At 76.6% G+C, this 14,417-nt stretch carries 11 protein-coding genes; 6 read left to right on the plus strand and 5 right to left on the minus strand.

Annotation, left to right across the window (positions count from 1 at the left end; all coding sequences use genetic code 11):
- The first annotated feature begins 34 nt into the window (after nucleotides 1-34).
- From IHE55_RS28655 to IHE55_RS33330, 3 genes are all read left to right on the plus strand, one after another.
- Complete coding sequence (locus IHE55_RS28655) at nucleotides 35-763, plus strand: TetR/AcrR family transcriptional regulator (protein WP_197992333.1); 729 nt, start codon at nucleotides 35-37, stop codon at nucleotides 761-763.
- A 760-nt stretch (nucleotides 764-1,523) separates the two neighbouring features.
- Nucleotides 1,524-2,771, plus strand: coding sequence for a cytochrome P450 family protein (locus tag IHE55_RS28660; RefSeq protein ID WP_197992334.1), 1,248 nt, complete (start codon nucleotides 1,524-1,526; stop codon nucleotides 2,769-2,771).
- Nucleotides 2,693-3,928: an L-tyrosine/L-tryptophan isonitrile synthase family protein gene (locus IHE55_RS33330; RefSeq protein ID WP_372442795.1), complete on the plus strand. Its 1,236-nt coding sequence runs from the start codon at nucleotides 2,693-2,695 to the stop codon at nucleotides 3,926-3,928. Before IHE55_RS28660 ends, IHE55_RS33330 begins: the two co-directional genes overlap by 79 nt.
- 192 nt (nucleotides 3,929-4,120) lie before the next feature.
- On the opposite strand, the gene IHE55_RS28670 is transcribed toward IHE55_RS33330, so the two are convergent.
- The 3 genes from IHE55_RS28670 to IHE55_RS28680 all read right to left on the minus strand — a co-directional run bounded on the left by IHE55_RS28670 (nucleotide 4,121) and on the right by IHE55_RS28680 (nucleotide 7,149).
- Complete coding sequence (locus tag IHE55_RS28670; protein WP_197992335.1) at nucleotides 4,121-4,954, minus strand: ABC transporter ATP-binding protein; 834 nt, start codon at nucleotides 4,952-4,954, stop codon at nucleotides 4,121-4,123.
- Nucleotides 4,951-5,955 carry a FecCD family ABC transporter permease gene (locus tag IHE55_RS28675; protein WP_197992584.1) on the minus strand — a complete coding sequence of 335 codons (1,005 nt, stop codon included), beginning with the start codon at nucleotides 5,953-5,955 and terminating at the stop codon, nucleotides 4,951-4,953. The genes IHE55_RS28670 and IHE55_RS28675 overlap by 4 nt, the downstream gene beginning before the upstream one ends.
- Nucleotides 5,956-6,093: 138 nt before the next feature.
- Entirely contained in the window at nucleotides 6,094-7,149 is a 1,056-nt protein-coding gene (locus IHE55_RS28680) for an ABC transporter substrate-binding protein (RefSeq protein WP_197992336.1), read from the minus strand.
- A 626-nt stretch (nucleotides 7,150-7,775) separates the two neighbouring features.
- Between IHE55_RS28680 and IHE55_RS28685 the strand changes: the two genes are divergently transcribed.
- On the plus strand, nucleotides 7,776-8,486 hold the full coding sequence (locus IHE55_RS28685) for a PIG-L deacetylase family protein (RefSeq protein ID WP_197992585.1): 711 nt from the start codon (nucleotides 7,776-7,778) through the stop codon (nucleotides 8,484-8,486).
- 511 nt (nucleotides 8,487-8,997) lie between these two features.
- Here the strand turns inward: IHE55_RS28685 and IHE55_RS28690 are convergent.
- Nucleotides 8,998-10,143 carry a PP2C family protein-serine/threonine phosphatase gene (locus tag IHE55_RS28690; protein WP_197992337.1) on the minus strand — a complete coding sequence of 382 codons (1,146 nt, stop codon included), beginning with the start codon at nucleotides 10,141-10,143 and terminating at the stop codon, nucleotides 8,998-9,000.
- A 616-nt stretch (nucleotides 10,144-10,759) separates the two neighbouring features.
- Between IHE55_RS28690 and IHE55_RS28695 the strand changes: the two genes are divergently transcribed.
- Both IHE55_RS28695 and IHE55_RS28700 read left to right on the plus strand, forming a co-directional pair.
- Nucleotides 10,760-11,932 carry an acyl-CoA dehydrogenase family protein gene (locus IHE55_RS28695; RefSeq protein WP_197992338.1) on the plus strand — a complete coding sequence of 391 codons (1,173 nt, stop codon included), beginning with the start codon at nucleotides 10,760-10,762 and terminating at the stop codon, nucleotides 11,930-11,932.
- 568 nt (nucleotides 11,933-12,500) lie between these two features.
- Nucleotides 12,501-13,394 carry an endonuclease/exonuclease/phosphatase family protein gene (locus IHE55_RS28700; RefSeq protein WP_197992339.1) on the plus strand — a complete coding sequence of 298 codons (894 nt, stop codon included), beginning with the start codon at nucleotides 12,501-12,503 and terminating at the stop codon, nucleotides 13,392-13,394.
- Nucleotides 13,395-13,986: 592 nt separating this feature from the next.
- Here the strand turns inward: IHE55_RS28700 and IHE55_RS28705 are convergent.
- Entirely contained in the window at nucleotides 13,987-14,205 is a 219-nt protein-coding gene (locus IHE55_RS28705; protein WP_197992340.1) for an MbtH family protein, read from the minus strand.
- Nucleotides 14,206-14,417 lie beyond the last annotated feature (212 nt).

A 14,417-nucleotide genomic window follows, 5' to 3' on the forward strand; every position in this document is an offset into this window, starting at 1 on the left:
GCATGGCGTGCGAGAATTGGGGTAGGGTGTCACCATGATCGACTCGACGGGTTCGCCCGCGGCCGTCACCGGGTCCCCGCCCGGGGACGACGGGCCGCGGCCGATGGGGCTGCGGGAGCGCAAGAAGCAGCGCACCCGGCGCGCGCTCATCGACGCCGCCGTGCGCCTGGTGGCGGAGCGCGGGTACGAGGAGACCACGGTCGCCGAGATCGCGGCCGCGGCGGACGTCTCGACGCGTACCTTCTTCAGCTACTTCCCGGGCAAGGAGGACGTACTCTTCGCCGACAGCCAGGAGCGCGTCGACGCCCTGGTGCGCGCGGTGGGCGGGCGTCGGCCGGGCGAGACCGTGGCCCAGCTGCTGCTGCGGGCGCTGCGGACCTCGGTGGTGTCACCGGACGCGGCCGCGGACCTGACCGGGGAGCTCCCCTCGCTGCGGGTGCGGCTCATCCTCGCCTCGCCGGCCCTGCGGGCGCGTGCCCTGCACTGGCTGTTCGAGGCCCAGCGCCAGCTGACCGGCGCACTGCTGGCGGCCTGCGGTGACGAGATCGACGAGGCGGAGGCGTCCGCCGCGGTCGGTGCGCTGGCCGGCGCCCTGATCAACACGGCGCTCGTCCGCCTGGCCCGGGGGGCGACCGCCGACGAGCTGCGGACGGCGCTCGACCGCGCGGCCACCGTGGCGCTGGGCGGCCTGGCCGGCCTCGGCGCCGGGGCGGCGTCCGCCCCGCCACCGGAATCCGGCGACCGGGTCGGCCGCGCGCCCTGAAACACCCTCACCCGGCCGGTGGGTGGTCACCTCACCAGGCCGGCGGGTCCGGCGCCGCGCCGCCCCCCACCGCCCGGCCGGGCCCCACGCCGTCCTCGCGAGCCTCCCCCTGTGGCAGGCGTTCCTGCTTCCGGCGCGCCGCGCCGGCGCGCTCCTGTCGTACCGGTGCGACGTGTGACCGCCCGTCGACCGGTGTGCCCAACGAGGCCGTGGCGCACGCACGTTGAGGTGGTATCGGGGCGGGCGGGGGAGGGGGAGCACCCCGCACCGACGGACCAGAATCACCCGATCGAGTGACGGGGTGGCGGCTCCCGGCGGTGACCGGAGCCGGTGCCGGCCCACCGCACCGCTCCGGCCGCCGCATCCGCCCGGCCCGGTGAACGCGCGCCCGGGCGGGGCCGCACCCCGGCGCGGCGGCGGTGGACCCGCCGGGGACGGTGGCGCGTCCGCCGAGGACGGTGGCGGCCCGTCGGTCCGGTGACGGTCCGTCGGTCCGGTGACCGGTCCGCCGTCGCGGTGGCCCCTGCCGGGCCCCGGACCCCGCGGCCCGGTGGCGGATCCGGGGCGGGGGCGGCGTACGTGCCGGGACGGTGCCGGACGCCGCCCGACGTCCGCACCGCCCGCCCGGCAGCCGCGGGAACCCAGGACGGCGGAAGCCGCCGCGGGAACTGAGGACGGCGGGAACCCGGCCCGGGTCCGCCGCGACTTCTGGTGCGTCACATCACCCGGCGAGTCCCGCCGACGCCCGAGGAGACACAGCATGTCCCTGCCCGAGCCGGTCCCGCTCCTCGGTCGCGCGTACAAGCGCGACCCCTACCCGTTGTACGAGCGGCTGCGGGCCGCCGGCCCGGTGCACCGGGTGCGCTTCCCCAGCGGCGTCGACGCCTGGCTGGTCACCGGCCACCAGGCCGCCCTGGAGACCCTGTCCGATCCCCGGCTCGGCAAGAACCACGACCTGGGCAACGACCGCTGGCGGGCCCGCGCCTCGATCATGCCCGAGCCCCAGCACTCCCGGCTCCAGGTCCATCTGCTGCACCAGGACCCGCCCCGGCACACCCGGCTGCGCCGCCTGGTCACCGACGCCTTCGCGCCCCGCCGGGTGGCGGCGCTGCGCCCCCGCTTCCAGCGGATCGCGGACGCGCTGGTGGACGGGATGCCACCGGCCGGGGACGCCCACCCCGTGGACCTGGTCCGCTGCTTCGCCGCCCGGTTCCCCTTCCTGGTGCTCGCCGAGGTCATCGGCCTGCCGCCCCACCTGGCCGCGCGGTTCCGGCGGGAGTGGGGCAAGGTGGTGCAGCCGGTCGGCCCGCGCGACCCCGGACGGGCCGCCTACGAGGCCCTCCTGCACGGCCTGGAGGGCTACATCGCCGAGGTGGTCGCGGCCAGGCGGACCGGGCCCGCCGACGATCTGCTCGGCCGGCTGGTGGCCGGCTGCGACACCGGCGAGCTGACCGCCGCGGAACGGGACTCCATGATCTTCCAGTTGCTGGTGGCCGGCCAGGAACCGGTCACCAACCAGATCACCACCGCACTGCTGGCCCTCTTCCGGAATCCCGGGGCGGTGGCCCGACTGCGCGCCGAACCGGCGCTGCGGCCGCGGGCGGTGGAGGAACTCCTCCGCCACGACGCCGCCTTCGAACTCACCACCTGGCGCTTCCTCGCCGAGGACGGCGAGTTGCACGGCACCCGGGTGCCGGCCGGCGACTCGGTGATCGTCTCGCTGTGCGCGGCCAACCGCGACCCCGAGCGCTTCGCCGCGCCCGACGCCCTCGACCTGGACCGGGCGGTCAACCCGCACCTCGCCTTCGGGCACGGCGTCCACTACTGCCCCGGTGCCGCCCTGGCGCGCATCGAACTCCAGATCGCCCTGGGCACCCTGCTCGACCGGCTGCCCGGGCTGCGGCTCGCGGTGCCGGCCGAGCGGATCGAGTGGATCCCCGCCGTCCTGGCGCGCGGCACCGACCACCTTCCGGTCCACTACGGGCGCACGGCGGCCGCCCGTGGCTGACGCGACGACCCGTCCCGCGGGAGCAACCCAGGTGCGGTGGGGCACGGCACGGGCCGGGGCGCGCCCCGGGGACCACACCGGACGCGGACCCCGCCGGGCGCCGCGGGCGGCGGCCGAGGCGGAGGTGGCCCGGATCAGCGCCCGGGTGCTCGCCCTGCTGCTGCCCCACCGCCGGGCGGCCGACCCCGGCCCGCCCCCCGGCCGGCGGTACGGAGGACGGGCGAGGCGGCACGCCGGTACGCCCCCGCGCCACCACGCCGGACCCGCGGCCGGGCGCGGCGCGGGCCGGGACCGGGACCGGCGCGGCCCGGGCCGAGGCCGGCGCGGCGGACCCGGGCTTCGCGCCGCAGCGCACCCGGATAGCCGAGTTCGTCCGCGCTGGAGAACCGATTCTGCTCACCCTGCCGGGCTTCCCCTGCAAATCCCCCAACCCGGCCAAGGTGCTGGGCCACCTCCCCGACGAAGGGGAGCGGCTCTCCCTCGCCTTCCTGGACCGGCTCTGCGCCGGCATCGGCGAGGTGTACCCGCCCGGAGCCACCTTGCTGATCTGTTCCGACGGGCACGTCTTCGGCGACCTCATCGGGGTGCCCGACGCGCACATCGACGCCTACGGCGACGCCCTGCGCGACATGATCGTCCGGGAGCGCCTCACCCATCTGGACACCTTCGACCTGCGGGACGTCCACGGCGACCTGCGGCACGCGGAGATGCGCGCCCGCGTCCTGGCCGCCCACGCCCCGGACGTCGAAACGCTGCGCGCCGAGGTCCGCACGGACCCGGACACCCTGCGGCTGTACCGGGGCATCACCCGCTTCCTGGTCGAGGACGCCGCCGGCCACCGGGGCACCCGCTCCGCCCTCCAGCGGGAATGCCGCGCACGGGCCTACGGCGTCATGGCCCGCAGCCGCGCCTGGGGCGACCTGATCGCCGAGCACCGGCCGCGCTCGGTCCGGCTCTCCATCCACCCGCAGCCGCGGGGCTCGGCGAAGTTCGGACTGCGGCTGCTCGACGCCGACGACGTCTGGGTCACCCCCTGGCACTCCGTGGTGCTGCGCCGCGCCGACGGCAGTCCCCGTCTGCTGCGGCGGGCCGAGGCGGAGCGGCTCGGCCGGCTGGTGCTGCGGGACGGCCGCCCCAGCCACTTCCAGCAGGAGTGACCGCCCCGCCACGGCCCCACCGCCGCCCGGCCCGGCCGGGCAGCGCCGCCCCGTCACCCCTGGCCCGTCACCCCTGGCCCGTCACCCTGGCCCGTCACCCCTGGCCCGTCACCCCTGGCCCGTCACCCCTGGCCCGTCACCCCTGGCCCGTCACCCCTGGCCCGTCACCCCTGGCCCGTCACCCCTGGCCCGTCATCCCGGGCCCGTCGGCGTGCCGGTCAGCTCAGGGCCGTCGCCGTCGCGGTCGCCGCGGACGGTGGCCCGGTGGTCGAAGGCGATCAGCGGATCGCCGGTGAGCGGGTGCCGCACCACCGCCGCCCGCACCCCGAAGACCTCGGCGAGCAGGTCCGCGGTCAGCACCTCCCGGGGGGTGCCGGAGGCGACCACCGCGCCGTCGTGCAGCACATGGAGCCGGTCGCAGACCGAGGCCGCCGCGTTGAGGTCGTGCAGCGCCAGCAGGGTGGTGCGGCGCTGCCGGCGCAGCAGGGTCAGCAACTCCACCTGGTGCCGCACGTCGAGGTGGTTCGTGGGCTCGTCCAGGACCAGGACGTCGGGCGCCTGGGCCAGGGCCCGGGCCAGCAGGACCCGCTGCCGCTCGCCGCCGGAGAGCGCGGAGAACCGCCGCCACCGGTGGGACCCCGCCATGCCGACCTGCTCCAGGGCCCGGCCGACCACCTCCCGGTCGGTGTCGTCGTCGGCGGCGAAGGCCCGTTTGTAGGGCGTGCGCCCCATCGCCACCACCTCACGGACCGTCAGCTCGAAGTCGCTGCCCCGCTCCTGCGGCAGCGCGGCGATCCGCCGGGCCGACTCCACCGGGGACAGCGCCCGCAGATCCGTGCCGCCGACCAGCACCCGGCCGGCGCGCGGGGCCAGGTGCCGGTACACGGTACGGAGCACCGTGGACTTCCCGCTGCCGTTGGGACCGACCAGGCCCGCGATCTCCCCCTCCTCGGCGATCAGGTCCACCCCGCTCACCACGGTCCGCCCCGACAGGGCCACCGCCAGGTCCTCCACCGCGATCCTCATGGCCGCTCCAGTCGCCGGTCGAGCAGATACAGCAGGGCGGGCGCGCCGATCAGCGAGGTGACCACGCCCACCGGCAACTCCTGGTCGGGGAGCACGGTGCGGGCCGCCAGGTCCACCACCACCAGCAGCACCGCGCCGGCGAGCGCGGAGAGCGGCAGCAGCCGGCGCAGATCGCCACCGGCGACGAGCCGGCACGCGTGCGGCACCATCAGCCCCACGAAGCCGATCGCCCCGGAGACCGACACCAGCACCCCGGTCAGCACACTGGTGACCACGAACAGCTCCCGGCGCAGCCCGGCCACCCGGACGCCCAGCGCGGCCGCCGTCTCGTCGCCCATCTGCAGGGCGTTCAGCGCCCGCGCCCGGGCCTGCAGCGCGACCAGCCCCGCCGCCACCGTGACGGCGGGCACCGGCAGCGTCTCCCACCGCGCCCCGCCGAGCGAACCCATCAGCCAGAACAGCACCCCCTGGGTCTGCTGCTCGTCACCGGCCCGGAGCACCAGGTAGCTGGTGAATCCGGAGAGGAACTGGCCGACGCCCACCCCCGCCAGCACCAGCCGCAGCGACGAGAAACCGCCGCCGCGCCGGGCCACCGCCCACACCAGGGCGATCTTTTTCTGCTCCCCCGGGAACCCCGCCGAGGTCCGCCCCAGCCCCCGCGCGCCGCCCCCGCCCGCCCCGAGCACGATGGCCGCCACCGCGCCCAGCGAGGCCCCGGAGGAGACACCGAGCAGATACGGGTCGGCCAGCGGGTTGCGGACCAGCGCCTGCACCGCGGTGCCGACCAGTCCGAGCCCGGCGCCGACCACCGCGGCCAGCAGCGCGCGCGGCAGCCGCAGCTGCCACACGATCAGGTCCGAGGTGCCGGGCACCGGTTCGCCCCCGGTGACCCCGCGCACGACGGCCGACCACACCTGGGACAGCGGTACGTCGGTGGAGCCCAGCGCGACGGCGGCGGTCAGCGCCGCCAGCAGCGCCGCGCCGAGGACGGAGCCGACCAGCCCGGCGCGCGGCCCGGGCCCCCGCCGCCCCGCTCGTACCGGCCGCCCCCGGCCCCCGCGCGCGGTACGGCGCCCCCGGCCCGTCCGCCGCCCGGCCGTCCGCGGCGGGGGCGCCGGTGTCCTTGGTGAGGCCGCCCATCACTTCACCCGGTCCGGGTGGAGGGCGCGCGCGATCTCCCGGACCGTGTCGGCGCTGCGCACCCCGCCGATCGTGGTGCGCTCGGAGCCGATCCGCAGCAGCCGGTCCTCCCGCACCGCCGTGAGCCCCTTGGTGGCCGGGTGGTCCCGCAGGAACGCGGCGGCCTCGTCGAACGCCTTCCGGTTCGCCTCCGCGCCGCCCCGGTCACGCACCCCCAGCTGGATCCAGTCCGGGTTCGCGGCGACCACGTCCTCCCACCCCACACGCGTGAAGTCACCCTCGCAGCCGGCGAACACGTTGCGCCCGCCGGCCAGAGTGATCACCGCGTTGGCGACCTGCCGGCCGCACACCGCCAGCGGCTGCTCGGTGCCCGCGTCGTAGTCGAAGAAGAAGTACGTCGGCCGCTCCGACCGCGCCACCCCGGCCAGCGCGGACCGCACCGCCCCGGTCTTCCGCCGCATGCCGGCGACGAGTTCGGCGGCGCGCGGGGAGGTGCCGGTGACCCGGCCCAGCTCCAGGATGTCCTCCTCCACCTGGGACAGGTCGGTGCGTTCCCCGCGCAGCGAACCGGCGCACGCGGTGGAGCGCAGGTACACGTGCTTGATGCCGGCGGCCCGGAACTCCTCCGGCCGCGGCCCGTCGACGCCCCCGCCCATGTTCCGCATCGACGAGAAGGTGTCCACGTACAGATCGGCGCCGGAGCCCAGCAGCCGCTCCTTGGCGATCACCGTACGGCCCAGCACCGGCACCCGGGCCGCCCGGTCCGCGAACGCCGCGGGCAGGGTACCCCTGCCGGGCGGGAAGCCGGTGCCGACGACCTTGTCCCCGGCCCCGAGCCAGAAGAGCATCTCCAGGCCGGCCGCGTTGCTGGTGACGATCTTCTCGGGGGGCCGGTGGAAGGTCGTCCTCCGGCCGTCGCAGTCGCTCACGGTGACCGGGTAGCCGGGCCGGTTGCCGTCGGCGGTGTCCGCCCGCCGCCCGTCGCCACCGCCGCCGCAGGCCGTGACGGACAGGGCGACGGCGGCCAGGACACCGCACAGGACGCGAGGGCGCATGGGACTCTCCAGGAAATCGACGGTCCACAGGCCCGCCGTCGCGGGCCCGGACCAGGTAGTCGGACCGCGGCCCGGCCGGGTTCCCGCCCCGCCGCCCCGTTCCGCCGCCCCCGCCCGGAGGCCACCGTTCCGCCGTCCCTGCGCCGGGGTGCGTCGCCCGAACGGCCGCCTGGCCTGGCGCCCCGGTCGTCCCGGTCGGTGCCACCGGTCGTCCCCGTGGCCGGTGTCCCCGTTCGCCCCCGTGGCCGGTGTCCCCGGGCGTTCCGGTCGTCCCGGCCGGGGCACGGTCGCTTCCCGTCACCCCGGCAGGTGCCCCCGGTGTTCCGGTCACCGTGATGGTCCCGGCTCCTCCGCCCCTGTCGCGGGAGAGCGCCACCCGGCGCCGCCGGTGCCGCACGGGGGCCCGGCACCCGCTCGCCGAAACCGGGGATTCCCCGCAGTACCGCCTACGCTGCCCCCGTGCGGACCGTGGAGGAGAGGCGATGAGTACCGACGAGACCGACGGCGGCCGGGCGGCAGCGGGGGACGGCGACAGGCCGGGCGGCGACCGGACGGACGGCCCGGGCACCGGTGCGCGGCGGCCGGGCACGGAGGCCGCCCCGCCCCCGGCGGACCGGCTGCGGCCGATGCCCACCGACTGGCGGCGCGCGCTCGCCATCGTGGCGCACCCGGACGACCTGGAGTACGGGGCGTCCGCGGCGATCGCAACCTGGACCGACGAGGGCCGGGAGATCGGATATCTGCTGGCCACGGTGGGGGAGGCCGGGATCGACGGCATCGCGCCCGCGGAGTGCGGCCCGCTGCGCGTCCGCGAGCAACGGGCGAGTGCCGCGGAGGTCGGGGTGACCTCGGTGGAGTTCCTCGGGTACCCGGACGGCGTGATCGAGTACGGCACGGCGCTGCGCCGGGACTTCGCCGCCGCCATCCGCCGCCACCGGCCGGAACTGGTGATCACCCTCAACCACCACGACACCTGGGGCGGCACCGCCTGGAACACCCCGGACCACCGGGCGGTGGGCCGGGCGGTGCTGGACGCGGTCGGGGACGCCGGCAACCGCTGGATCTTCCCCGAGCTGGCGGAGGAGGGGCTGAGCCCCTGGGACGGGGTCCGCCACGTGGCGGTGGCCGGCTCCCCGCACCCCACCCACGCGGTGGACGCCTCGGCCGGCGCCGAGCGGGCGGTACGGTCGCTGCTCGCCCACCGGACCTACATCGAGGCGCTCACCGACGAGGACCCCGAGCGGTACTGCCGGACGTTCCTGGACGGCATGATGGCCGCGGCCGGCCGGCGGTTCGGTGGTCGGCCCGCGGTGGCCTTCGAGGTGTTCAGCCACTGAGGCCGGCCCGGCCGCGGGAAGGTGCCGGCCGCGGGAAGGTGCCGAGCCGCCGGGGAGGTGGCAGCCGCCCGGGCGGCGAGACCGCCGCGCGAACCGCCGGAGCCGACGGGACCCCGCCGGCCGCCGCGTCGCCAGAGCCACGGAACCCGCCGGGGCGGCCGGCCCCCGGCGCCTGCCGCGCGCCCGGGTGCCGCTCGGCCCCACGGCAGGCCGCGCCGTGGCGGGTGCCGCGAGCACGGCAGGGAAGCCACCGGCCGGTGGCTTCCGGCGGGCGAGGGCGGGCCGGGGCCCGGCGCGGGCGGCCGGAACCCGGTGGGGACGAATGGGCCGGGGGTCGTACGGCTCGGCCGGGCGTACGGGGCGTCCAGCCCCGTACGAAGACCGGGGCCCGGGCGTACGGGGTGTCCGCAGCCGTGTAGAGACGACGGCCAGGGCCCGGTGGCGGTTCGGCGGGGCCGGGTGACGGGATGGCGGGCGCGGCAGGACGCGCCGGTGCGCCCCCGCGGCCCGCTCACCGCCGCGTACGCTCCACCACCAGCACCGCGGCGTCGTCCTGAAGCCGGCCGCGGGTGTGGACGTCGAGGTCCGCACGGAGCCGGTCCAGCAGCTCCGGCGTGGACAGCGCCGCCCATCCGCCGAGCCGTTCGGCCAGCGGGTAGAACGTGCCGTCCGGGGCGCGCGCCTCGGTCACCCCGTCCGTGCAGGTGAACACCCGCGCGTCCGCCGGGAGGGCCAGGTGCTGCACCGTCCGGGGCCGGTCCACCAGCTCGCCCAGACCCAGCGGCAGCCCCGGTTCGGCCGGCTCCAGCTCGCTGACGCGGCCGTCCGACTCGATCAGGTACGGGATGAGGTGTCCGCAGTCCACCAGGGTCACCGGCACCACCGGCCCCTCCGCCACGGTCTCGCCGCCGGGCACCGCGAGCACCAGCGCGGTGACGAACCGCTCCTGATCCTCCGGGCCGCCCTGCGCGTCCGACGCCGTGGCCCCCCGCCGGGTGCTGGACCGCGCGTACCGGCGCAGGCCCTGTTCCATCGCGCTCACCGCGTCCACCAGGCGGGGCCGGTAGTACGCCGCTTCCCGGAAGGCGGTCAGCACCGCGGCCCCCGCCCCCAGGGCACGCAGCCCCTTGCCCTGCACGTCCCCGATGAGCACCCGGGTGCCGTAGGGGGTCTCCACCACCTCGTAGATGTCACCGCCGACCAGGGCGTCCTGCTGGGCGGAGACGTAGAAGCCGTCCACCGTCACCTCGGGGCTGCGCAGCGGCAACTGGCGCAGCAGGGCGCGCTGGGCCGCCTCGCCGGTGATCCGGAGCCGGTCCAGCAGGGCGTCCCGCTCCCGGAGCAGCCGCGCGACGGCCACACTGGCGCCGGCCAGCAGGGCGTTGCCCACGATGGCGGAGATCCGGTTGACGGCCTGCGGGTCGTCCGGCACCACGCCGCTCAGCACCACCATGACCAGGAAGTCCACCACGGCGAGCACCACGGTCTGCCGGAAGGTGCACAGCGCGGCCGCCGCCAGCGGGGCCACGGCCGCGTACACGTCGAGCCGGATGGACTGCGGGGTGAGCAGGTCGATGACCACGGCCAGCGCGATGTAGCCCAGCAGGGCGATGAAGAGGCTGGTCGTATGGGCGCGGGCGCGGACCCTGAACGGCACGGTGAGCGGGAACCTCCGCGTCCGTAGCGGCGGGGGAACGGGGACACGTTCAGGCTCGCACGCCTCCCTGGGGCCTGCTACCCAGGCGGCGGGCCGACCGCCCCGGTCCGCCCGCCCCCTCCGCGCGACGGACCCGCGGGCCGCCGCCACGGGCCATCTCCCCGCCCGACCGCCGGCGGGCCGTCGGCAGAGCCGTCGACGGGGCCGACGGGGCGAAGGGGGCGAGCAGGCCGCCGACCGGGCCGGCGGGCCGGCGGACCGCCGCGCCGCGGGATGCCCCGCGCCGTGCCGTGTGACGCTCGCCCCACCCCGCGTTCGCCGTGCCGTGTGACGCCCGCCCCACCCGGCCCGGTCCGCGGGGGAACCGGGCGGTGACGGAACGGTGCGTTCCGGGGTGCTTCGTACGGGTACGCGTACAGCGGGCGGATTCCCACCGATGATCACTGGACCAGTGACGGAACGCCGTCCATCGGGCATACTCCAACCGGCCACAGCCGCAGGTCACCCCTGGTCCGAGATCCGGTCCGGGACAGGACCGGCTGGGTGCCCCGACCGCGGCGCCGCCACACCCAGGGCCCGCGCCGTCCAGCCCCCGACCCAGGAGGAGAGCGCCGCTATGACCGAGCACGGCCGGCAGCCGGTGGAACGCCAGCTGCCCACCGAGGAAGCCCGTGACCTGATCTCGCTCGTGCGCGAGCTGGCCGAGCGGGAGATCGCGCCGCGGGCCGCCGAGGAGGAGGCCGCCGGTCGGTTCCCGCGCGACCTGTTCCGCCTGCTCTCCGACTCCGGGCTGCTGGGCCTGCCGTACCCGGAGAAGTTCGGCGGCGGCGACCAGCCCTACGAGGTCTACCTCCAGGTGCTGGAGGAGCTGGCCGCCGCCCGGCTCACCGTGGGGCTCGGGGTCAGCGTCCACACCCTGGCGTGTCACGCGCTCGCCACCTTCGGCACCGAGGAACAGCGCACCGAGCACCTGCCGGACATGCTCGGCGGGGGGCTGCTGGGCGCCTACTGCCTCTCCGAGCCCGCCTCCGGCTCCGACGCGGCCAGCCTGCGCACCCGCGCGGTGCGGGACGGCGACGACTGGGTCCTGAACGGCACCAAGGCCTGGATCACCCACGGCGGCGTCGCCGACTTCTACACCGTGCTCGCCCGCACCGGAGGGGAGGGGCCGCGCGGAGTCACCGCGTTCCTGGTCCCCGGCGACGCCGAGGGGCTCTCGGCGGCCGCCCCGGAGCGCAAGATGGGGATGAACGGGTCGCCCACCGCGCAGCTGCACTTCGACGGGGTGCGCGTCCCCGACGCCCGGCGGCTGGGTGACGAGGGGCAGGGCTTCACCGTCGCGCTGGCCGCCCTGGACGCCGGCCGCCTGGGCATCGCCGCCTGCGCCCTCGGAGTGGCCCAGGCCGCGCTCGACGAGGCCGTGGCCTACGTGGCGGAGCGCCGCCAGTTCGGCCGTCCCATCGGCGACTTCCAGGGCCTGCGCTTCATGCTGGCCGACATGGCCACCCAGATCGAGGCCGGCCGAGCGCTCTACCTGGGGGCCGCCCGGCGCCGGGACGCCGGCCTGCCCTACGCCAAGCAGGCCGCGATGGCCAAGCTGTTCTGCACCGACACCGCGATGCGGGTGACCACCGACGCCGTCCAGCTCCTGGGCGGGTACGGCTACACCGTGGACTTCCCGGTCGAGCGGTACATGCGCGAGGCCAAGGTGCTCCAGATCGTCGAGGGCACCAACCAGATCCAGCGGGTGGTCATCGGCCGCCACCTGGTCGGCCCCGAGAGCCGCTGACCCCACCGGCCGGCCGGTACCGCACCGGCCGGCCCCGCGCCGCCCGGCGTCCCCCGCGGGCCGGTGACCGCGCAGGTCCGGGTCCCACCGCCCGGCGGTCGTTACCCCGGGTGGCCGTCCCCCTCGGGCCGTCGCCGCCTGCCGGCGTCTCACCCGGCGGCTTCTCACCCAGGGCCCCGGGGACGGCCACGGCACGGACGCGAGACCCTGGTACGGGCGGACGCCCGCGGAGCCGAATCCCCCGGTACGCGGGCACACCCCGGTACGGAGCCGGATCCCCCGGTACGCGGCCGCACCCCGGTACGGAGCCGGAGCACCGGGGGAGAGCCGGCCGCCGCCGGCCCGCCCCCCCGGCCACCGGTCCGCCCCGCGCACCGGTCCGGGCCGCGGGGTCCTCCGGCGCCCGCACCGCTTTCACGGCCTGTTCAGCTCTCCGCCCCGGCGGGTCGCACGGCCCGCTCACCGGGTCCTCCCAGACTGGTGGGTTCCACGTCCCCCGTCCCCGGTGGCGGCGGGCCCACCGCCGGCCGCCACCGGGGACGCCGACCGAGTACCTCCTGGAGGACCCGTGTCCGCTTCCCGGTTCAGCCGTCGCCGCGGTCTCGCCGCCGCGACGGCCGCCGCGCTCACCCTGCCGGCCGCCACCCGCCTCTCCGGAACCGCCCACGCGGCGTCCGGCGGTCGCCGGCCGCTGCACGCCATGACCTTCAACCTCCGCTTCGCCTCCGACACCCCGCCCCACACCTGGGCCGAGCGGCGTCCCGTGATGCGGGAGCTGCTGCGCCGCGAGGAACCCCATCTGCTCGGTACCCAGGAGGGTCTGTACGGGCAGCTCCGCGACATGCACGCGGATCTGGGGCCGCGTTACGACTGGCTCGGCACCGGCCGGGCCGGGGGAAGCCGCGACGAGTTCATGGCCGTCTTCTACGACACCGAACGGCTGGAGCCCCTGGAGTACGACCACTTCTGGCTCTCCGACACCCCGTACGTCATCGGCTCAAACACCTGGGGCGCGGCGGTGGTGCGCATGGTGACCTGGGTGCGGTTCCGCGACCGGCGCGGCGGTGGGCAGTTCTACGCCCTCAACACCCATCTGGACCACCGCAGCCAGCCGGCCCGGGAACGCTCGGCCGCGCTGATCACCGAGCGGCTGCGCGGGCTCGACCCGGCGCTGCCGCGCGTCGTCACCGGTGACTTCAACGTCCCCGCGCACGGCAACCCGGTCCATGACACGCTGCTGGGCGGCGGGGCGCTGGTGGACACCTGGGACGTCGCGGACCGGCGCGGGCCGCAGTACGCCACCTTCCACGGCTACCGGCCGCTGGTGCCGGGCGGGGACCGGATCGACTGGATCCTCACCTCCCCGGCGGTCCGCACCCGCTACGCGGCTGTCAGCACCTACTCCCGAGGCGGTCAGTTCCCCAGCGACCACCTGCCGGTGCGGGCGGTGCTGGAGTTCTGACGCGCCGCGGCGGCACCCGCATCCGGGCCCGGGACCCGGACCGGCGACGCGGACCCGGAGACCACCCGGCGCACGGTGCGGCCCCGCACCGTGCGCCGGATCGCGTCCCCGGCCGGCGGCCGCTCCTGCAGGTATGGCACCGCACCGGACGTCCGGGGCCGTCGTGCCGCCGGGGTGAACCCGGCCCCGTCGGCGGCCCCACCGGGCCGGCATGTGCCGCCCCCGCGTGCGGGCACGCCGGAGCGCCGCTCCCGCCGGACGCCCCGGCCGGGACGGAGCCGGGCAGCGCCGAGGGGGGACCGGAAAAGGGCAGCCGGAAACCCGCCGCTGCCCCGGAAGCGGGGAGACGCCGCGAGGGCGAACCCGCCCGGGGCACCCTCCGCGCCGCCGCGTCGGAGGATGCCCGGAACAGATCCGTACGCCCCAGGCGGAGGAACCGGGCGTGACAATGCACTCACCCCGCGGCATTCGAGGATCGCACGGCTGCCTCGGTACGGTGGCTGGGGCTCCGCCTCAAAAGACTGTCCATATAAGGACATTGATGTGATGGCCCCGGAAGAACGACAGAAATGAAAGGCGGAGTGCCGGTGATTCAGCCGGCGGCGTTTTCCATTGCCGCGACAAGACTCTTGGGGCGCATATCGGTCCAGTTCTCGTTGATGTAGTCCAGGCAGGCCTGCCGGGTGTCCTCGCCGTGGACGACGGTCCAGCCCTGCGGAACCTCGGAGAAGGCCGGCCACAGGGAATGCTGTCCCTCGTCGTTGACGAGCACGAAGTAGCTTGCGTCCGGGTTCTCGAACGGATTGCTCATGAGAGTTCCTTTCACCATGCGTGATTCGCTGTGACCGGCACGCCGGGCGCCGGCGTCCGGCGTGCGGTGGGCGCCCGACCAGCGGCCTTCACCCGGCGACCGCCGATCGACGGCCGCCGCGCCGAGGTGGGGGCATGCGCGGAGGATGGGGCCGGCGGCGGGGGCGTCCGCCTTCCACGGCCGCACGACATCAGGTCGCACACTACGGCGCC

The organism is Streptomyces pactum (genome assembly GCF_016031615.1).
GTDB lineage: Bacteria > Actinomycetota > Actinomycetes > Streptomycetales > Streptomycetaceae > Streptomyces > Streptomyces pactus.